Below are 19,579 nucleotides of genomic sequence, written 5' to 3'. Positions count from 1 at the left end.
TGCCACCATGGCTGTTGCCGCGCCTGCCAGCAGCATCGTCCGGAAGTATTTGCGGGTCGTGTCTTGCATGGTCTCGTCCCCTCGCTCGACTCCCCGTGATCGGAGAGCAGTCACAGGTGAGCATTTTCCATGCCATATGAATTTTGCCTTGATTCTGCAGAAGTATTTGATGATGAAGATGTAATCTATCTAGCCCCTGTCATATTGTTCGACGAATTCCGCTAAATCTTTTGATTGAAGTTTGGCGCGCCGTATCTTCCGGCATGGTTGCAATGCTGCCTTCGAATCAATTGCAATACACCAACTAACAGCCAATGATTATCGAATGAATGGTATGCAATAAGATATCTGCCTTCAGGCGTTTCCTGGACTCTTCTATTATTATAAACATGAGCAAATTTTATGATTTCCCCCTTTCGGCGCGGCGGCGTTTCATTGCGTCTGGAGGTATCGACCAATCATCCGCTTTATTGGAGGTCGACATACTGTATTTCACCTCTGGGTTGTTGTGTGGGATGACATCTTAGTAAATTTATCGAAGGAATCCAGAATCTTCATAGTAACCATGCTGGTTTTTCCACTGCGACCAAGTCCCTGCTGAACGATTCTTTCTTTTCGTAGGGAACCACCTCCGTTAACCCGCAGCGTACTCAAGCAACGGGGGGCAAAAGCTTCTATGGAACACCAACGGATCGACGCATTTTCGACAATCGATCGCCACTTTTTTGTCGAATTTGCCCAGACTCCCGACACGGTTCGGGAAGTCCAGCATCTTCGGCATCAGGTCTTTCGCACGGAGCGCGGCATCCTGCCCGCGCGTCCCGGCAGCGCGATCGAGGCTGATGAGTATGACGCAGAGTCCCGCCATGTCGTGCTGCGCGACCGCCTGGACGGCCAGGTCGTCGGCACGGCGCGCCTCGTGGCCAATGCGGGCGGCGCGGCACGTCCCGACCTGCCGATGCTGCGCTACTGCAGCCCAGACCTGCTGCGCCACCTGCCTCTGCGGACCACCGGGGAGATTTCACGCTTCGCGCTGTCAAAGCGGCGCCGCCCCATCGGCACGCCGCCGGACCGGTTGCTCCGCCTTGCGCTGATGCGGGGCATCCTGCGGGCCAGCCTCGAACTTGGGCTGACCCATTGGTGCGCCCTGATGGAGCCGACCCTGCTGCGCCTGATGCGCAGCAGCGGCATCCGCTTCAGCCCGCTCGGACCACTGGTCGAGGCCTTTGGCCTGCGGCAGCCCTCGGCCGCCACGATCGGCCATGCCCTCGCCGATGGGCGTGATCGTCACCCGGACCTGTACCGCTTCGTGGCCGGCGCGCCGGAGTCCACGCCGCGGCCGGAGGCGTTCCGCCCCCATTCGCCACTTTTCCTTCCCGCACCGCCCTGAGGCGCGGGACGCAAGCCTAGGCCACCACCCAGATATCCGTGGCCGTGATCGTGGGCGCGCCGACGATCACGGCCAGTTCCACGCGCGCCGCGCCACCGGCGCCATCGGCATCCCAATACAGCCGCCCGGATGTCGTGGCGTAGAGCAGCACGCCTTCGCCCGGGGTGGTCGCCTGGCCGCTGGCATTCGCTTCGAAGCGGTCAAATGCCAGGGCACCTGCGGCCAGGCCAAATCCACCGGCCGACAGCAGAAGGCGGTCCTCGGCGGCGTCGAAGTCGAAGATGCGGTCGCTGCCCTCGCCGGGGGCGGCCAGCAGGAAGGCGTCGGCGCCTGTGCCACCGAACAGCCGGTCGCGGCCGAGGCCTCCGGCCAGCAGGTCATCGCCCGCCTCGCCGCGCAGCACGTCGTCGCCTGACCCGCCCAGCAGGGTATCCGCCGCGGCGCCGCCGCGCAGCACATCGGCGTCGGCGCCACCGTCCAGCAGGTCGGCATCCTCGCCACCCAGCAAGCGGTCGGCGCCGTCCTGCCCCAGCAGCGTGTCCCGGCCGTCGCCACCATACAGCGTGTCGCGCCCGTCCCCGCCTTCCGCCACATCGTCGCCCGCCATGCCGAACAGCCGGTCGTCCTCCGCGCCGCCGGCCAGCGTATCGGCGCCCGCGCCCCCGTTGAGCAGGTCGCGGCCATCGCCGCCATCCAGCAGGTCGTGCCCCCCACCGCCGAACAGCGTGTCGGCCCCGCCGCCGCCGGACAATGTGTCGTCGCCCCCAAGGCCCAGGACCTTCTCCGCCCCGGAGCCACCAACCAGGCTGTCCGCGCCGTGTGTTGCCGCCAGCGGTGGCGCGAATTCCAGCGTCACGACGGTATCCGAGAAGTGCAGCGATTCGATGCCCTCCACCGTGTCGGTTCCCTCCAGCAGGCTGGTCACGGTGAAGGCGTCGCCGCCCAGCGCCGCGACCACGTAGTTCGCCCGCACGCCGGCGAACGCCGCCACATCCACACCCGCACCGCCACGCAGCAGGTCATCGCCGTCATCGCCGCGCAGGGTATCGGCCCCGCCGCCGCCCACCAGCGTGTCGCCGCCGCCGAGACCCCGCAGGCTGTCATCGCCCTCACCGCCGATCGCGCGGTCCGCCGCGAATACCTGGCCGACCAGTGTCAGGCCACGCAGCGTGGCCTGGCCGAAGCCGTCGACCTGCGCCAGCGCACCGAAATCATAGACGCCATCGGTCAGCAGGTTGATCACTGGCCGGCCGCCGCCCTCGCCGAACGCCAGCGCCTGGAAGGCCGCCAGCTCCGCCGCCCCAATGCCGAGGGTGCCGCCGAGCCGAAGCGTCTCGATTCCCGTGATGCTGGCGCCGAGCAGCGTCGCGCCATCCGCCTCCAGCGTGTCGTTGCCGGCGCCGCCATCCAGCACCGTCCCGACGCCGAGCGTCCCGACGTCGCGCAGCAGGTCATCGCCCTCGCCACCGCGCAGCGTGTCGTTGGCAGCCAGTGAGGCGCTGAGGGTGTCGTTGCCCTCGCCGCCGTCCAGCAGGCTGCCGCCGCCGCCGGCGGACAGGCTGTCGTCGCCGTCGCCACCCCTCAGGGCGTCCGCGCCGTGGAAGGTGGTGATGGTGTCGTTGCCGTCGCCGCCGTCCAGCCGGTCATCCGACAGACTCTGCTGGCTGTCGGACAGCAGGTCGTGATCCTCGCCGCCCTGGATGGTGCCGGAGCCCGAAAGGGTATCATCCCCCTCGCCGCCCCGGATCGTGTTGGCGCCGCCGCCGCCCACGATCGAGTCGCCGCGTTCGGTGCCGATCACGTCCTCGTCGCCGGCACCGCCGAGGAAGCGCACGGTGTAGATCACCGAATCGATCGCGTCGTATTCCTTGGCCCCGAAGTCGTAGGTGCCGCCGACGCCGAGAAAGGTCGTGCCGGTGCCCAGTTCCAGGACCTGGAAGGTGGCGAAGTTGTCGGCGCTGAAGGTCAGGTTGACGGTTACCGCGGCCGGAGTCGCCAGCCGCTCCAGGCTGGTGACGATGGCGGAGACCAGGCGGACGTTGCCGCTCAGCAGCAGCGTGTCGAAACCCTCCCCGCCATCCAGCAGCGCGGCGGCCTCGACCAGGGAGCTGGTGCCGGTCTCGATCAGCAGGTCGGGGTCGCCATTGCCCTCCAGCCGGTCGAGGCCGCCGCCGCCCTGCAGCGTGTCGCGCCCGGCCCCCCCGGCCAGCGTGTCCGCGCCCTCCCCGCCATCGAGCGAATCCCCATCTATCGCGCCGCCACCGAAGATGAGGTCATCGCCATCCAGGCCGGACACCCGGAATTGTGTATCGAGGCCGGGGATCAGCCCGCCAAAGGAGAAGCCCGGGGATTGGATCCCTGGCGAGAAGGAGTCCGCGTCATTGCTGCCGAACCACGTCTGGATGCCGATGCCGAATCCGCTCAACCCCGCCTCCCTGACGAAAAGATAATTTGTTGTCGGGGAGATTAAGTAACCGGTGTGGTTTGGCAATGGATGCCCAGGTACCGCCGCCCATTCCCCGCCTCGCTCCGCGCTTCCACCGATGGTAGAGCCGCCGCATGACGGCACCGCTTGAAGGGGGGCGCTGGCCCTGATGCGCTTCCTGCTTCGGCTTTCGGGCCGCCTGGTCCTGCTCGGCCTGTTCGTCGCGGGCCTCGGCGTGGCCTTCGCGCTCGCCCTGGTCTTCACCTCGCTGCCCGATGCGCGGGAGGAGCTGGCGATCCCGAGCCTCTCGGCGCCGGTCGCGATCCGGCTGGATTCGCTGGGCATCCCCCGCATCCGGGCGGCGACGGAACGCGATGCCGCCGTCGCGCTGGGCTACCTGCATGCGCGGGACCGCATGTTCCAGATGGAATCGATGCGTCGCGGGGCCGCCGGGCGGCTGGCTGAGCTCGGCGGCCCCGCCGCGCTGCGCCTGGACCGCTTCACCCGCACGCTCGGCCTGCTGCGCAGCGCGGAGGCCGATCTCGCCGCGCTCGACCCGGGCTCCCGCGACATGCTGGAGGCCTATGCCGAGGGTGTGAACGCGCTGATCGCGGTCCGCGGCCGCCTCGCGGCGCCGGAGTTCCTGGTGCTGGGCGAGCCGGAGCCCTGGCGGCCGGAGCATTCCCTGCTGTGGGGCAAGGTCATGGGCCTCTGGCTGTCCGGCAACTGGCGACGGGAGCTGGAGCGGGCGGCGCTGGATGCCGCGCTGCCACCGGAGAAGGTGGAGGACCTTTGGCCCCGCGACGGCAGCGCCGGCCGCGCCGACCAGGCCGCGCTGCCCCCCGCCACGCACCTCGCCAGGCTGCTGGGCGCGATCCCGGTGTTCGGCGAGGACGCGCCGCTGCCCGCCTCCGCCTCCAACGCCTGGGCCGTCACCGCCGCCCGCAGCTCAACCGGCGCGCCGCTGCTGGCGAACGACCCGCATCTCGGCTTCAACGCGCCGGTGCTGTGGTACCTGGCGCGGATCGAGCTGCCGGACGGCCAGTTCCGTGTCGGCGCCACCGCCCCCGGCGTGCCCGGCATCGTCATCGGCCGCAACCAGGCCGTCGCCTGGGGCTTCACCACCACGCATTCCGACACCCAGGACGTGTTCGTCGAGCGCCTGTCCGGCGCGGATTCCTACGACACCCCCGAAGGCCCCCGCCCCTTCACGGTGCGGGAGGAGCGCATTGCCGTGCGCGGGCAGGAGGAGCCGGAGGTGCTGCGGGTGCGGGAGACCCGGCATGGCCCGGTGATCTCCGGCCTCGACCCGTCCCTGCCGACGCAGGACGGCTTCGTGCTGGCGGTGTCCATGGCCAACCTGGCGCCGCAGGACACCACCGCCGCCGCGCTGCTGGCGCTGAACCGCGCGACGTCCGTCGCCGATGTGCGTGCCGCCGGCGCCCTGTTCACCAGCCCGCCGCAGACCCTGATCGTGGCGGGCACCGATGGCCGCATCGCGCAGTACGTGGTCGGCCGCACCCCGATCCGGGCCGGCGGCGACGGCACCACGCCCGCCCGCGGCTGGGATGGCAGCATGGATTGGACCGGCTTCGTGCCGTTCGACGCCATGCCGCATGTCGAGGACCCCGAATCGGGCCAGCTCGCCGCCGCCAACAGCCGCCCGGCGCCGCCTGACCACCCGGTGTTCCTCGGCCGGGACTGGTTCGGCGACTGGCGCCTGCGCCGGATCCGCGAATTGCTGGCGGCGCGGCCGCAGCACGACGCCGCCAGCTTCGTGGCGATGCAGAACGACGTGGTCTCGCTGCTCGCGCAGGACCTCCTGCCGGTGCTGCGGGCGGTGCCGCTGCCGTCCGGCCCGGCTGCCACCGCCCAGGCCCTGCTGCGCGACTGGAACGGCGAGATGCGCGCCGACCTCGCCCAGCCACTGGTCCACCACGCCTGGCTGCGCCAGTTCAAGCGCCTGGCGCTGGAGGCCGGCGGCGCGCCGGCGGGCAGCGATGCGGGCCCGGAATTCGTCGCCCGCATCCTGCTGGATCCGGCCCGTGGCGCCGCCTGGTGTGGCCCCGAAGGCTGCAACCCGCTGCTCGCCCGCGCCCTGGCGGAGGCGGTCGCCGAGCTGGAGCCGGTGCATGGCGCCGACCCCGTGGCCTGGCGCTGGGGGGCCGCGCATGTGGCGCATTTCGAGCACCCGCTGCTGCGCTTCGTCCCGGTGCTCGGCCGCATGACCCGGCTGAAGGCCGCCACCGGTGGCGACAACGAGACTCTGTCGCGCGGCGGCATGCGCGGCACCGGGCCCGACCCCTTCGCGCATCTGCACGGTGCCGGGCTGCGGCTGGTCGCCGACATGGCGGATGCCGATGGCACGCGCGCCATCATCGCCACCGGCCAATCCGGCCACCCGCTGTCCGACAATTTCGAGAGCCTGCTGGAACGTTGGCTGTCCGGCAGCGTTCTTCGGCTGGCGCGGCAACTGGACAGCGAGACCGGCGCCATTGACCTGACCCGCTGAGGAGAGCCACGTGGCGGCCCGGACCGGCGACCCCTTCGAAGGCGTGATCGGCCGCCGGATCGCCGCCTGGGCGATCGACGCGGCGCTGCTGCTGATGCTGTCCTGGCTCGCCTGGGGCGGTTCGGCGCTGCTGACGGTGCTGACCATCGGGCTGGCCGGCGGGCTGATGTTGCTGCCCTGGGCGCTGATCCTGCCGATCCTGTACGGCACGCTGGCGATCGGCTCGCCGCTCTCGGCGACGCCGGGTCAGGCGGCGATGGGGCTCGTCGTGCGGTCCGAGGTGGATGGCAGGGCGCCGAGCTTCGGGCAGGCCTTCACCTCGACCACGCTCTACGCGCTGTCCTGGGCCATGGGGGGCGTAGCACTTCTGGCGCCGCTGTTCTCCGCCCGCAGCCGCACGCTGCACGACCTGTTCTCCGGCACGCTGGTGGCGCGCCGTTGCCGCGCCGTGCAGCAGGCTTGCAATCCCGCCCGGTCCGACCAGCTTCAAAACCAGGGGTTGGCCGCGGAGGACGGTTGATTTGCGGCCGCCCAGCGCCGACACTCAGTCCAAGCAGATGTTGCACAGACCCACCAGACGCCCGCAGTTCTTCTACACCACCGCGCCCCTGCCATGCCCCTACCTGGCAGGGCGGACGGAACGGAAGATCGTGACCGAGCTGTCGGGCGCGGAGGCGGAGACGCTGCATGACCGGCTGTCCCGCGCCGGCTTCCGCCGCAGCCACAACATCGCCTATTCCCCGGTCTGCCCGGGCTGCCGCGCCTGCATCCCGATCCGCATCGTCGCCGGCCAGTTCCTGCCCGACCGGACGCAGCGCAAGATCATCCGTGCCAACGAGGACCTGACCACCGCCGAGCTTCCGGCGCGCGCGAGTGCGGAGCAGTTCAGCCTGTTCCAGCGCTACCAGGGCGCCCGGCACGGCGATGGCGACATGGCGGCGATGGGCTTCTACGACTACCGCGCCATGGTCGAGGACACGCCGATCACCACCGGGGTGGTGGAGTTCCGCGACGCCACCGGCCGACTGGTCGGCGCCTGCCTGACGGATTGGCTCTCCGACGGCCTGTCCGCGGTCTATTCCTTCTTCGACCCCGGGGCGAACCGCCGCAGCCTGGGCACCTACGCGATCCTGTGGCTGGTGGCGCGCGCCCGGGCGCTGGGCCTGCCCTATGTCTACCTCGGCTACTGGGTGCCGGAGAGCGCCAAGATGGCCTACAAATCCCGCTTCCGCCCGAGCGAGACGCTGGCCGGCGGCGTCTGGCGCGTGCTGCCGGACCATGGCGCGGCCGCCATCGAGGCGCCCGCGCTCACATCGATCGAGGCCTGAGCGCTTCGGACGCGTCAGGTCTTCGGCAACTGCATGCCATGTCCATCCGGCGTGGTGTCCTGCACCTGCCCCGTGGTGGAAGCGGGCCAATGGCCCTGGATGACCTGCATCATCCCAGCCCCGAACGGCCCCGCGAAATCCGCGCCGAGTTCCGTCAACGTGTTCAGCCAGCCGGCATTCACCGCGCCCGCGGCCTGGAGCCGCGCGAGGGCCGCATCCTCCGCGAGCCTGCTGTTGCTGCCCGAGACATCGACCACGACCTGCACGTTGTAGCCGGCGCGGAGCAGGTCCAGCGCCGTGTGCAGGGTGCAGTTGTCGATGGAGATGCCGCCGATGATGACATCCCGCCTTCCCGTGGCCTGGAGCCAGGCCATGAAGTCCGGCGTGCAGCCGGAGGGTGTGCTGCGGGGGAAGGTCGCGGCACCGGCATCGATCAGCGTGCGGATCTCGGGCAGGAAGCTGCCGTAGTACTGGTTCTCCTCGCCGAACACGGCGGTCGGCAGCTTGAACAGGGCCGAGAGGCTGGCGAAGGCCTGGATGTTGTTGCGGAAGACGGGGCCCGGGATCGTCGTGATCAGGTTGTCGAGCCCGGTGACGTAGTCGACATAGGCGATCACCGCGCTCTCGGGCGTCATGCGCCGCAGGGCCGGGTTGGTCATGGATGGGATCCTGTCCTTGTTGGGATGCCGGACCATGTGTTGGCCCGGCCCGCCCACTGGCAGGTCCGCCGCCGGGACGCGCCGTTCCCGGTCTGGAACGGGCGCCGGATGTGAACAGCGACGACCTGCGCGTCTTTCTCCGCCTCGCGGAGGCGCGGAGCCTCACCGGTGCGGCGCGGCTCCTGCGGCGCCCCAAATCCTCGGTCAGCCGGCAATTGGCCCGGCTGGAGGCGGAGGCGGGGGCCGCGCTGCTGGACCGTGCCCGCGATGGGCTTCGGCTGACAGATGCCGGCCGCGTGCTGCTGGATCATGCCGTGCAGGTGGTGGCGCTGGTGGATGGCGCGGCGGCCGCCGTGCAGGCGAGCTTCACCGCCCCGAGGGGCCTGCTGCGGGTGAACGTGCCGTCGCTGTTCGCCAGCCATATCCTGGCGCCGCGCCTGCCGGAGTTCCTGCGCGACCATCCGGCGCTGGAGGTGGCGCTGGAGGTTTCCTCCCACGTCGCGGGCGCGAACAAGCCGGAGATCGACATCCTCGTCCGGGTCGGGGCGCTGGAGGACAGCGCCCTGCTCGCCCGCCGGATCGGCGCCAGTAGCCTGCGCCTCCTCGCCAGCCCATCGGCCCTGGCTGGTCTTGCACCGGAGGCAGCGCACCGCCTGCTGGAGGAGGCCGGGGCCCTGCAACCAGGGCGCGGCCGCTTTAACCGCGTCATTGGCTTTGCGGGGGGCCGTGCCAGCCAGCGGGTCGAGGCATCGGACCCGCTGGTGCGGCACGCCCTGGCGCTGTCCGGGGCCGGTGCCGCCTGGCTGCCGGAATTCCTGTGCCGGGCCGACCTCGCCGAAGGCCGCCTCGTGGAGGTTGCACCGCATCAGGCGCCCAGCCCGCTGCCGCTGCACGCCCTGTACACCGTGCAGGCCGCGACCAGCCCGAAGGTCCGGCACTTCGTCGACTTCCTGGCGCGGATCACGACGGCGGCCCTGGCCCGGTAGTTCGCCGCCGGGTTGGTTCGTACTGCCGGCGCTACCCCAGGATCGCGTGCCGGCAGCGCCCGGCCTCCACCCGGAGCGCTGCATCCAGCGGCTTGTGCGGCGGTGGCCTGCCCTGGAACAGCGCCGTCAGCGCCGCCCGGGCCTTCAGGTCGTTGCGGTACCACTGGTGCTGCACCACGTCCCATTCGGTGCCGCCCTTGGCCAGGATGCGGTCGCGCGACCCGGCATCCAGCCCGAGGAAGTAGTCCACCACCTCCACCCCCTCCGGCACCAGATCCAGCCGCGCCGGGCCGTAATGGCCGAGCCGCTTGTTGCCGTTGGCGAACTGGCTGGCGACGGACAGCGTGCAGTCATGGCTGATGCAGACCGTCACCTGGTCCGCGATCAGCGGCAGCAGGCGCATCGGCTGGCCCGGCTCGAAGCAGGTGTCGGGCAGGTCGGCGCTGGCCAGCACGGCCTGCGCGAACAGGCCGGCGAGTTCGCGCGTCAGCAGCCCGTTGTTCATCGCGGCGAGGCCGCTGGCCAGGGCGAGGTTGCCCATGCTGTGCGCCAGCAGCACCAGGCGGGGCGGCGTCCCGGTGTGCGGGTCCATGCCGGCCGCGGCCCGCTGGCGTGCCCGCCAGACCTCCCGCAGCAGCCGCGCCAGAGCGGGGGCGGAGTTCATCGCGTCCCGCTGGTCGTCCAGGTACTGCGCCTTCACCCCGGCATCGGCGGCGAAAAGCTGCGGGTCCAGCACGCGGCCATCGGAGGGCCAGGAGAAGACCAGGGGGGCGAGCGCCAGCTTTTCCCCGTCGTAGAATTCCTCGATCTGCGCCGCGCGTTGCAGCGCATCGCCGAAGCCGTTGCCGAAGCCGTGGATGTAGAACAGCGGCACCGCGCCGCGGGCGGCGGCCTCGGCCAGCCAGGCATCCAGCACGCGGGCGTTGCTGCCGGCGGCGGGGTCGGTGAAGTCATCCTCCCCGCTGATCTCCGGCGCCTCCAGCAGCTGCCGGCCGGATTCGGTCTCCATCGGGTCGCCGACCCAGCCGATCCGGGCGCGTCCGAGCCACAGCCGCTGGATGGTGCCGGGGACGATGTCCGCCTCCTCCCAGAACCTGTCCGACAGGCGATGGCGGTTGGTGGCGAAGACGATGGTGGTGCTGTCGCGCACCGCCGGCACGGGCTTCTTCCGCCTTGGCATGGCCGCCTCCCCCGAGGATGGGGAAGCGGATCATGCCGGCGGTGGCCTGTCCACAAGGATGTGGGGCGGCGTCAGACCCCGAACTTGCGGGTCTTCGGGAAGCGGTCGGGCGGCATCTTGCCGGCACCGGCGCGCTGGCCGCGCCAGGTGCGCAGATCCGTCTCCAGCTTCACGCCGCCGCCGTGGCGCCAGGCGAGGCCCTCCTTCGCCGCGAAGACCTGGGCATCGAGCAGCGTGGCGCCATCCTTCAGTTGCAGAAGCTGCACGCCGCGGCCGCGCGACATTTCCGGCACCTGGTCCAGCGGGAAGACCAGCAGGCGGTTGTTGCTGCCGGTGACGGCGACGCAGTCGCCCTCCACCGGAACGCACAGCAGCGCTTCGACCGCCGCATCGACCACCAGAACCTGCTTGCCGGTGCGCTTTTCCGCCAGCAGGTCCTCGCCCTTCACCACGAAGCCCTTGCCGTCGGTGGCGGCGACCAGGAAGCGGCGTCCGTCCTTGTGGACGAACAGCGTCACCACGTCGTCGCCATTGGTCAGGTCCAGCAGCAGCCGCACCGGCTGGCCATCGCCACGGCCGCGCGGCAGCGCATCCGCCTTCACGGTGTAGGCCTTGCCGTTGGTCGCCAGCACCACGATGCGGTCCGTGGTTTCCGCATGGATCGCCTGCTTCAGGCTGTCGCCTTCCTTGAAGCGCAGTTCCGCATCGGCGCCGAGATGCCCCTTCTGCGCGCGGATCCAGCCCTTCTCCGACAGGATGATGGTGATCGGCTCGCGCTCGATGAACGCCGTCTCGTCCACGACCGCCCCGGCCTCGATCGTGCCGGGGATGGTGCGGCGGCGGCCCAGCGCCGTCTCCTCGCCGAACTTGCGCCGGGTCTCCGCGATCTCGTCGGCAATCGCCTTCCAGCGCTTCGCCTCGCTGGTCATCAGGCCGCGCAGCTTCGCCTGTTCCGCCGAGAGCTTCTTGTGCTCCTTGCGGATTTCCATCTCCTCCAGCTTGCGCAGCGCGCGCAGGCGCATGTCGAGGATGGCGTTGGCCTGGGTGTCGGTCAGGCCGAAGGCGACCATCAGCGCGTCCTTCGGGCGGTCCTCCTCCCGCACGATGCGGATCACCTCGTCCAGGTTCAGGTAGACGATGAGGTAGCCGTCGAGGATCTCCAGCCGCCGCGCGATCGCCGCCAGCCGATGCTCCGACCGCCGCACCAGCACCACGTGGCGATGGTCGAGCCAGCTTCGCAGCACCTCCCGCAGCCCCATCACGCGCGGGGTGCGGTTGGCGTCCAGCACGTTCATGTTGAGCGGGAAGCGCGTCTCCAGCTGGGTGTGGCGGAACAGCGTCTCCATCAGCATCTTCGCATCGACGCTGCGCGCCTTCGGCTCCAGCACCAGGCGGACAACGTCGGTCGATTCGTCCCGCACGTCGCCCAGCAGCGGCAGCTTCTTTTCTTCCATCAGCGCCGCGATCTGTTCGATCAGGCGGGACTTCTGGACCTGGTAGGGGATCTCGGTGACGACGATCTGCCAGGTGCCGTTCTTCAGCTTCTCCTCGGTCCATTGCGCGCGCAGCCGAAAACCGCCGCGGCCGGTGGCATAGGCCTCCCGCATCGACTCCGGGCTTTCGACCAGCAGCCCGCCGGTCGGGAAGTCCGGGCCCTTCACATGTGCCAGCAACTCGTCGATGCCGGCCTCCGGCCGCTCGATCAGCACCAGCGCGGCGGCGCAAAGCTCGCCGGCATTGTGCGGCGGGATCGAGGTCGCCATGCCCACCGCGATGCCGGCCGCGCCGTTGGCGAGCAGGTTCGGAAACGCCGCCGGCAGCACCAGCGGTTCGCGGTCCTCGCCATCGTAGGTGGCGCGGAAATCGACCGAATCCTCCTCGATGCCCTCCAGCAGCGCCTGGGCGACCTCGGTGAGGCGGGCCTCGGTGTAGCGCATGGCCGCGGCGTTATCGCCGTCGATATTGCCGAAATTGCCCTGGCCCTCGACCAGCGGGTAGCGCGCGGCGAAATCCTGTGCCTGTCGGACCAGCGCCTCATAGATCGAGCTATCGCCATGCGGGTGGTACTTGCCCATCACGTCGCCGACGATGCGGGCGCATTTCTTGAAGCCGCCGCTGGGGTCCAGCTTCAACTGGTTCATTGCGTGCAGCAGGCGCCGGTGCACAGGCTTCAGGCCGTCCCGCACATCCGGCAGCGATCGGCTGACGATGGTGGACAGCGCATAGGCCAGGTAGCGCTCGGACAGCGCATCGGCCAGCCCGGTCTCCCGCATGTCGCCGCCTTCCGGGGGCAGGCCCTTGATGTCATCCGGCATGGTGCGTGATTCGTGCTTTGTTCAGGGTGGGTTTAGCCGCTGGCGGCGGGCGAGGCCAGGGTGGTGACGCGGTCCACCAGCAGGTCCCGCGCCGCCGGCAGGCCCCTGTTGTGCACGCCGAAGACGTCCCGCGCCAGGAAGTGCCCGGTCAGGCGCAACCCCGCCGCCCAATCCACCGGGCCGGACGGCCCCTGCCCCAGCAGGAAGGCCGGCAGCGGCAGCAGCCGGTCGCGCCATTCCCCGGCGGCGGCGGCGGAGACGGCGCGGGCCGATTTCGGCGAGACGAAGGCCAGGTCCTCCCGCCCGCCCGTCACCGCGCAGGCGGAGAAATCCAGGCCGTAGCCGAGATCGGCCAGCAAATCGGCCTCCCACCGCACCAGGTCGGGCAAGGCAAGGTCGGTGCCGCGGGCCAGGGTGGCGATGAAGGCGACCAGGCCGTGGAAGCTGCGCGGATGCGCCTCCCGTTCCGGCAGCGCGCCCTCGGCGACGGCACAGGCGGAGCGCAGGGCGGCGAGCGCCAGCGGGTCCTCCATCGCCAGCGCCGCGGCGGGGTGCACCATCTCGGCGGACAGTGCGCCGAGCTGCTCCGGCAGCCGCGCCACCCAGCGCGCCTCCACCAGGTTGCCCGGCTGCCACAACGCCGACTGGCCGCGGGAGCTGCCGCCCTTGGCGAGGCCGGCATGGCGGCCGTGTTGCTCGGTCAGCAGCGTCGCGATGGCGCCACCCTCGCCATGCGGGCGGATGTCGAGGATGATTGCCGGTGCGGTCCATTCGATGCTCACGGAGGCCAAGGTGGGCGTTCGTCGGGCTGCTGGGAAGGCTGATGATGCTTGCCGTGCTGCAGACGCCGCTGCTGGTCTCCTCCGCCGCGCTGGTGGCGGCGAACCTGGTGCCGCTGGGCGGGGTGCTGCTTGGGCTGTGGTCCAGCTACGACATCATGCTGCTGTTCTGGGCCGAGAACGTCGTCATCGGGCTGCTGCAACTGCTGCGCATGGCCAGCGTGCTGGTGCTGCGCCGGGCCTTGGCGATGCTGGTGCTGATGCCGTTCTTCACCCTGCACTACGGCATCTTCACCTTCGTCCACGGCACCTTCCTGGCCGAACTCATGGGTCCGCCGAGGGAAACGCTCGGCACGGCGGTGGCGGTGCTGCTGGCGCCGGAGGGCCTGCTGCTGGCCTTGCTGGCCCTGGCGGCCAGCCATGCGCTGTCCTTCGCCCTCAACTTCCTGGGCGGCGGCGAGTGGCGCGAGGTCGAGGAACGGACGCTGATGGTCCAGCCCTATGGCCGGGTGGTGCTGCTGCACCTGGTGGTGATCTTCGGCGGCGTCCTCGCCATGGCGCTGGGCGACGCGACGGTGGCGGTGGCGCTGCTGGTGGTGATGAAGGTGGCGGCCGACCTGCTGGCGCATTGGCGCCAGCACCGGGCCGCGCCCATCAGCCCTGGTCGTCCAGCCCCAGCGCCCTGATCCGCCCGCGCTCCTCGTCCCAGCCGGCGCGTTCCTTGACGTTGACGAACAGGTGGATGCGGCGTTCCAGCAGTTGCTCCAGCTCGCGCCGCGCCTGCTGGCCGATCGACTTGATCTTGGCGCCGCCATCGCCGATCAGGATCGCCTTCTGGGTGGAGCGCGTGACGTAGATGGTCACGTCGATCCGGGCGCTGCCGTCCTTGCGCTCGGTCCAGGTCTCGGTCTCGACGGTCGCGTGGTGCGGCACTTCCTCATGCGTCTGGCGCAGCACCTGTTCGCGCACGATCTCGGCGGCCAGCATGCGCTGCGGCAGGTCGGAAAGATCGTCCTCGGGGAACAGCCAGGGGCCTTCCGGCACGTTTTCCGCCAGGACCTGCATGACCCGGTCGAGTCCCTTGCCCTTCAGCGCGGACACCATGAAGGTCTCGGCGAAGGGCAAAATCTCGTTCAGGTCGCGCGCCAGGGGCAGCAGCCGGGGCGGGTCCACCAGATCGGCCTTGTTGAGCAGCAGCATGGCGCGCCGCCCGCCCTTCTTCAGCTTCTCCGTGATGCCGCGCACCTCATCGGTCAGCCCGGCCCGGGCATCGACGATCAGCAGCGCGAGGTCCGCATCCTGCGCCCCGCCCCAGGCGGCGGCGACCATGGCACGGTCCAACCGGCGGCGCGGGGCGAAGATGCCGGGCGTGTCCACCAGCACGATCTGCGCCTGGCCCTGCATGACCACGGCGCGGATGCGGAAGCGCGTGGTCTGCGGCTTCGGCGAGACAATGGACACCTTGGTGCCCGCCAGCGTGTTCACCAGCGTGGACTTGCCCGCGTTGGGCGCGCCCACCACGGCGACCAGCCCGCAGCGGCGCGGAAGTTCGGCAGCCTGCGTCTCGCTCATGCCGCACCCAATACTTTCAAAAGCTTCTCCGCCGCCGCCTGTTCCGCGGCGCGCTTGTTGTCGCCCGTCCCTTCCGCCTCCCGCCCCGCCACCAGGGCGCGGACGATGAAGACCGGACTATGGGAAGGACCGGTGGTGGACATCATGACATATTCCGGCAGCCCGAGCCCGCGCCCAAGGCTCCATTCCTGCAGGCGGCTTTTCGGCGAGACGGGCGGCCGCAGCGGCCCTTCCAGCAGCGCATCCCATTCCCGCCGGATCAGCGACCGCGCAGCCTCCAGCCCACCATCGACATACAGCGCGCCCAGCAGCGCCTCCAGCGCATCGGACAGGACGCTGGCCCGGTTGCGGACGCCGCTGCGTTCCTCATTCGGCGTCACCCGCAACGCCGGGCCGATGCCGAGTGCCACCGCCACCCGCGCCAGGCTGTCCTGCGCCACCAGCACCGCCAGGCGCTTGCCGAGATCGCCCTCGCGTTCCTGCGGGAAGCGCTCGGCCAGCCATTCGGCCATGACCAGCGCCAGCACGCGATCACCGACAAATTCCAGGCGCTCGTTGCTGTCCAGCATCTGCCGGCGGGGATCGGCGGCGGAACGGTGGGTCAGCGCATGATGCAGAAGCTCCGGCCGCTGGAACTGGTGCGGCAGGCGGGCGGCGAGCGCCGCGACGGGGTCATCGGGGGTGTTCATTCGGGCATGCCCCCCTCACCCAACCCTCTCCCCCCTGTGGGGGGAGAAGGCTTCATCCAGGTGGTCACCGAACTGCGCTGAGCAGGCGGCTCCACCGGATCGCCATCGGCCAGCCCCAGACTTCCCACCAGCGGGCGGAGCCATCGACGGAGAAGAAGATGAACTCGGCCCGGCCGACCAGGTTCTCCACCGGGATGAAGCCGACGGCGTTCTGCTCGCGGCTGTCCAGGCTGTTGTCGCGATTGTCGCCCATGGCGAAGACGTGGCCCTCGGGCACCCGGAATTCCTGGGTGTTGTCGTAGCGCTGGTCGTCCGACATCTCGAGGATGTAGTGCGTGTGCGGCTCCACCCCCGGCTGCGGCGGCAGGATTTCCCGGTACTCGCGCACGATCAGGCGGGGGCCGTCGCCTTCCACCGTGAAGGGGCCGACCAGCTCGCGCCGCACCGGCTGGCCGTTCAGGTGCAGCACGCCGGCGCGGACCTGGATGCGGTCCCCGGGCAGGCCGATGATGCGCTTGATGTAGTCCGTCGAATTGTCCCGCGGCAGCTTGAACACCGCGACGTCGCCGCGTTCGGGCAGGCTGCCGAAGATGCGGCCATCGAACAGGTTCGGGCTGAACGGCATGGAATGGCGCGAATAGCCGTAGGAATATTTCGAGACGAACAGGTAGTCGCCCACCAGCAGGGTCGGAATCATGCTGCCGGAGGGGATGTTGAAGGGTTCGAAGGCGACCGTGCGGATACCGATGGCGATCAGCCCGGCATAGACCACGGTCTTGATGGACTCGAGCCAGCCGCCCGACTTCTGTTTGGCCATGGTAGGAATTTGCGCGGGCATCCTCAACGGACGCCCCAAATGCCGGACGCGTCTCTACGGGGCGGGATAGAGCCCGCCACGACCCGACCTGTCAAGGAAAGCGCCACTAGGCGCCCGCCAGGCGCGGCAGCGGCACGGCGGTGATGATGACCATCGCCTGGGCGTAGGGAAACTCATCCGTCATCGTCAGCGCCACATGCGCGGCATGCCCGGCGGGCGTGATGGCGGCCAGCCGCGCCGCGGCCCCACCCTGCATGCGCAGCGTCGGCTGGCCGGAGGACAGGTTCACCACGCCGAGGTCGCGCCAGAACACCCCGGCCCGGAAGCCGGTGCCGAGCGCCTTGGAGGCGGCCTCCTTCGCCGCGTAGCGCTTGGCGTAGGTGGCGGCGCGGATCTTCTCGGTCCGCCGGTTCGCCTTGGCGCGCTCGGCAGGGGTGAAGATGCGCTCCAGGAAGCGGTCGCCATACTTGCCGATGACGCGTTCGATGCGGCGGATGTCGATGATGTCGCTGCCGAGGCCGATGATCATGTTTTGCGCACCCGATTCAGCCCTCCGGTACTCGCCGCCGCAGCGGCGGCTGCGCCCGGTGGCTATCCGGGGGGCCATCGGGGGCGGTCACCCCTTGGATCGCTCGACCTGGGCCACGCCCTGCAAGGCCCGCAGTGCCGCGATGATGTTGGACAGGTGGCGCAAATCCTGCACTTCCACATCCACCGCGATTTCGGTGAAGTCGGGGCCGCGATGGACGATGCGGATGTTCTCGATGGCGCCTTCCTGCCGCGCGATCGCCTCCGTCACCGCGGAGAGCGCGCCGCGATCGTTGCCGGTCACCACCTCGATCCGCCCGGTATGGGCGACGCCGGCGCCGCCGGCATAATCCCAGTCCACGTCGATGAAGCGCTCCGGGCTTTCGGCGAAGCCGGACAGGTTGTGGCAATCCGTCTTGTGGACCGTCACGCCCTTGCCCGTGGTGACGATGCCGAGGATGCGGTCGCCGGGCAGCGGGTGGCAGCAGCCGGCGAAATGCACCTCCATCCCCGCCACCAGCCCGGTGATGCCCATGGTCACGTCGCGTTTGAAGCCGCCCTTGGCGAGCGGCACGGCGCGCGGGCGGGACCGCGCGAGCGGCAGCGAATCGGCGGCGCGCGGCGGCCCGCGCAACTCGGGATAGATGGCGTGCAGCACGTCCTTGGCGGAGAGGGTGCCGGCGGCGACCAGCAGGCACATCTCTTCGAAGTTGGTCTGCTTCAGCGCCTTCAGCGCCGGCTCCATCTGCTTCTCGGAGAACTCGACGCCTTCCTGCCGGAACGCCTTGGCGATCGCCGCACGGCCTTCCTGCTGCTGCACCTTGCGCTGTTCGGCGTGCATGAAGCGGCGGATGCGGGCGCGCGCCTTTCCCGTGACGACGAAGCGTGCCCATTGCGGGTTTGGCGTGCCGCCGCGGGCGGTGATGATCTCGACCTGGTCGCCGTTCTCCAGCGGCGTGCGCAGCGGCTTGATCTGGCCGTTGATCTTGGCGCCGACGCACTGGTCGCCGACCTGGCTGTGCACCTGGTAGGCAAAGTCCACGCAGGTGGACCCGCGCGGCAGCGCGATCAGCTCGCCCTTCGGCGTGAAGCAGAACACCTCGTCCCTGTGCAGTTCGAGCCGCGTGGCGTCCAGGAATTCCTGCGGCTCGCTGGCCTGTTCCAGGATTTCCAGCAGCGCCTTCACCCAGGGAAACTTGTGCTGGTCGCGCGCCGCGGCGCCGCCCTGCTTGTAGATCCAATGCGCGGCGACGCCGTACTCCGCGACCTCGTGCATCTCCCGCGTGCGGATCTGCACCTCGATCTTGGCGTTGCGGCGTTCCGGCACCGTCAGCCCGGTGTGGATCGACTGGTAGCCGTTGGTCTTGGGGGTGGAGATGTAGTCCTTGAACCGCCCCGGCACGACCCGGTAGGCCGAGTGCAGCACCCCGAGCGCCTGGTAGCAGGCCGCCTGGTCCGGAACGATGACGCGGAACGCCATGATGTCGGACAACTGTTCGAACTCGATGCTCTTGCCGTGCATCTTGAGCCAGATGGCGTAGGGCGATTTCTCCCGGCCCGTCAGCTCCAGCAGGTCGATTCCGGCTTCCTCCAGCACGCGCCGCAGGTCGGTGCGGATTTCCGCGATCAGGTCGGCGCCCTGGCCGTAGAGGAAGCCGCGGCGGGCAACGATGGACTGAGAAGCGTCAGGCTCCAACTCGCGGAAGGCCAGAGTTTCCATCTCGGTCTTCAGCGCGTCCATGCCGATGCGCTCGGCCAGTGGCGCGTAGATTTCCATGGTTTCGCGGGCGGTCTTCCGGCGGCGGGCTTCCTGCGGCACGAAATGCAGCGTCTGCATGTTGTGCAGCCGGTCCGCCAGCTTCACCAGCAGCACCCGGATATCCTCGCTCATCGCCAGGACCAGCTTGCGGAAATTCTCGGCCTGCTTGGTACGCTCGGATTGCAGTTCCAGCCGGGTCAGCTTGGTGACGCCATCCACCAGCCGGGCGACTTCGCGGCCGAACTGCTTCTCCAGCTCCGCCAAGCCAACCTTGGTATCCTCCGCCACGTCGTGCAGCAGCGCGGTGGCGATGGAGGCGGCATCCAGCCGGTACTGCACCAGGGTGCGGGCCACGGCGACGGGATGGATGATGTAGGGGTCGCCGTTGTCGCGCTTCTGCCCCTCATGCGCCGCGGCGGCGGTAATCCAGGCGCGCTCGATGATCGAGGTGTCGCTGCGCGGGGAATAGGCGGCGACGAGGCGGGCAAGTTCCTGGCCGATGGTCTCGCCCTGGATGGGCGGGATTTCGGGCACGGAGGGCAGCGAGACCGCTGCCTGCTCGCCGGGCGCGTTCATTTGCGGCCGCGGTTGGCCGTTGTTCGTTGCGCGGGGGGCGGGCCCCCGCGCCGACAGCCCTCGG

At 69.7% G+C, this 19,579-nt stretch carries 16 protein-coding genes; 6 read left to right on the top strand and 10 right to left on the bottom strand.

The annotated features are described in order from the left end of the window. Positions 1–676: 676 nt before the first annotated feature. Complete coding sequence (locus tag ACFHPP_RS06485) at positions 677–1,390, top strand: GNAT family N-acyltransferase (RefSeq protein WP_437162443.1); 714 nt, start codon at positions 677–679, stop codon at positions 1,388–1,390. 16 nt (positions 1,391–1,406) lie between these two features. On the opposite strand, the gene ACFHPP_RS06480 is transcribed toward ACFHPP_RS06485, so the two are convergent. Further along, positions 1,407–3,815: a calcium-binding protein gene (locus ACFHPP_RS06480; RefSeq protein WP_437162442.1), complete on the bottom strand. Its 2,409-nt coding sequence runs from the start codon at positions 3,813–3,815 to the stop codon at positions 1,407–1,409. A 169-nt stretch (positions 3,816–3,984) separates the two neighbouring features. On the opposite strand from ACFHPP_RS06480, the gene ACFHPP_RS06475 reads away from it, so the two are divergent. Genes ACFHPP_RS06475 through ACFHPP_RS06465 form a run of 3 tightly spaced genes read left to right on the top strand, consistent with a single transcriptional unit; the run spans position 3,985 to position 7,655 of the window. Continuing rightward, positions 3,985–6,327 (top strand): penicillin acylase family protein, encoded by a 2,343-nt coding sequence (locus ACFHPP_RS06475; RefSeq protein ID WP_437162441.1) that lies wholly within the window; start codon positions 3,985–3,987, stop codon positions 6,325–6,327. Between the two features lie 10 nt (positions 6,328–6,337). Next, on the top strand, positions 6,338–6,847 hold the full coding sequence (locus ACFHPP_RS06470; protein WP_437162440.1) for an RDD family protein: 510 nt from the start codon (positions 6,338–6,340) through the stop codon (positions 6,845–6,847). A gap of 37 nt (positions 6,848–6,884) precedes the next feature. Next, entirely contained in the window at positions 6,885–7,655 is a 771-nt protein-coding gene (locus ACFHPP_RS06465) for an arginyltransferase (RefSeq protein ID WP_437162439.1), read from the top strand. Positions 7,656–7,669: 14 nt separating this feature from the next. Here ACFHPP_RS06465 and ACFHPP_RS06460 read toward each other — a convergent pair whose 3' ends face one another. Then, positions 7,670–8,314: an isochorismatase family protein gene (locus ACFHPP_RS06460; protein WP_437162438.1), complete on the bottom strand. Its 645-nt coding sequence runs from the start codon at positions 8,312–8,314 to the stop codon at positions 7,670–7,672. A gap of 110 nt (positions 8,315–8,424) precedes the next feature. Here ACFHPP_RS06460 and ACFHPP_RS06455 point away from each other — a divergent pair, with 110 nt between their 5' ends. Continuing rightward, positions 8,425–9,300 carry a LysR family transcriptional regulator gene (locus ACFHPP_RS06455; protein ID WP_437162437.1) on the top strand — a complete coding sequence of 292 codons (876 nt, stop codon included), beginning with the start codon at positions 8,425–8,427 and terminating at the stop codon, positions 9,298–9,300. Positions 9,301–9,331: 31 nt separating this feature from the next. Here the strand turns inward: ACFHPP_RS06455 and ACFHPP_RS06450 are convergent, their stop codons facing one another. The 3 genes from ACFHPP_RS06450 to recO form a co-directional block, all read right to left on the bottom strand. After that, positions 9,332–10,480, bottom strand: a complete 1,149-nt coding sequence (locus tag ACFHPP_RS06450; protein ID WP_437162436.1) for an alpha/beta hydrolase — start codon at positions 10,478–10,480, stop codon at positions 9,332–9,334. A 71-nt stretch (positions 10,481–10,551) separates the two neighbouring features. Next, a complete protein-coding gene (gene parC / locus ACFHPP_RS06445; RefSeq protein ID WP_437162435.1) occupies positions 10,552–12,795 on the bottom strand; it encodes a DNA topoisomerase IV subunit A in 2,244 nt (747 codons plus the stop codon). 32 nt (positions 12,796–12,827) lie between these two features. Beyond that, positions 12,828–13,571 carry a DNA repair protein RecO gene (recO, locus tag ACFHPP_RS06440; protein ID WP_437162450.1) on the bottom strand — a complete coding sequence of 248 codons (744 nt, stop codon included), beginning with the start codon at positions 13,569–13,571 and terminating at the stop codon, positions 12,828–12,830. Between the two features lie 47 nt (positions 13,572–13,618). On the opposite strand from recO, the gene ACFHPP_RS06435 reads away from it, so the two are divergent. Beyond that, a complete protein-coding gene (locus ACFHPP_RS06435) occupies positions 13,619–14,260 on the top strand; it encodes a DUF6498-containing protein (RefSeq protein ID WP_437162434.1) in 642 nt (213 codons plus the stop codon). On the opposite strand, the gene era is transcribed toward ACFHPP_RS06435, so the two are convergent. The 5 genes from era to ACFHPP_RS06410 form a co-directional block, all read right to left on the bottom strand. Further along, the gene (era, locus tag ACFHPP_RS06430; protein ID WP_437162433.1) at positions 14,229–15,146 is read right to left on the bottom strand and encodes a GTPase Era; all 918 of its coding nucleotides are present in this window, start codon (positions 15,144–15,146) and stop codon (positions 14,229–14,231) included. The genes ACFHPP_RS06435 and era overlap by 32 nt on opposite strands. After that, positions 15,143–15,835, bottom strand: coding sequence for a ribonuclease III (gene rnc, locus ACFHPP_RS06425; RefSeq protein WP_437162432.1), 693 nt, complete (start codon positions 15,833–15,835; stop codon positions 15,143–15,145). Before rnc ends, era begins: the two co-directional genes overlap by 4 nt. A gap of 64 nt (positions 15,836–15,899) precedes the next feature. Further along, a complete protein-coding gene (gene lepB / locus ACFHPP_RS06420) occupies positions 15,900–16,652 on the bottom strand; it encodes a signal peptidase I (RefSeq protein ID WP_437162431.1) in 753 nt (250 codons plus the stop codon). A 106-nt stretch (positions 16,653–16,758) separates the two neighbouring features. After that, positions 16,759–17,181 carry a holo-ACP synthase gene (acpS, locus tag ACFHPP_RS06415; protein ID WP_437162430.1) on the bottom strand — a complete coding sequence of 141 codons (423 nt, stop codon included), beginning with the start codon at positions 17,179–17,181 and terminating at the stop codon, positions 16,759–16,761. A gap of 87 nt (positions 17,182–17,268) precedes the next feature. Continuing rightward, positions 17,269–19,515, bottom strand: a complete 2,247-nt coding sequence (locus tag ACFHPP_RS06410) for a RelA/SpoT family protein (RefSeq protein WP_437162429.1) — start codon at positions 19,513–19,515, stop codon at positions 17,269–17,271. Positions 19,516–19,579 lie beyond the last annotated feature (64 nt).

It is taken from the genome of Falsiroseomonas sp. E2-1-a20 (genome assembly GCF_051433195.1).
In the GTDB taxonomy this organism is placed as follows: domain Bacteria; phylum Pseudomonadota; class Alphaproteobacteria; order Acetobacterales; family Acetobacteraceae; genus Falsiroseomonas.
Note: the sequence above shows the minus strand (reverse complement) of the source record. Positions and strands in the feature narration are given on the sequence as shown.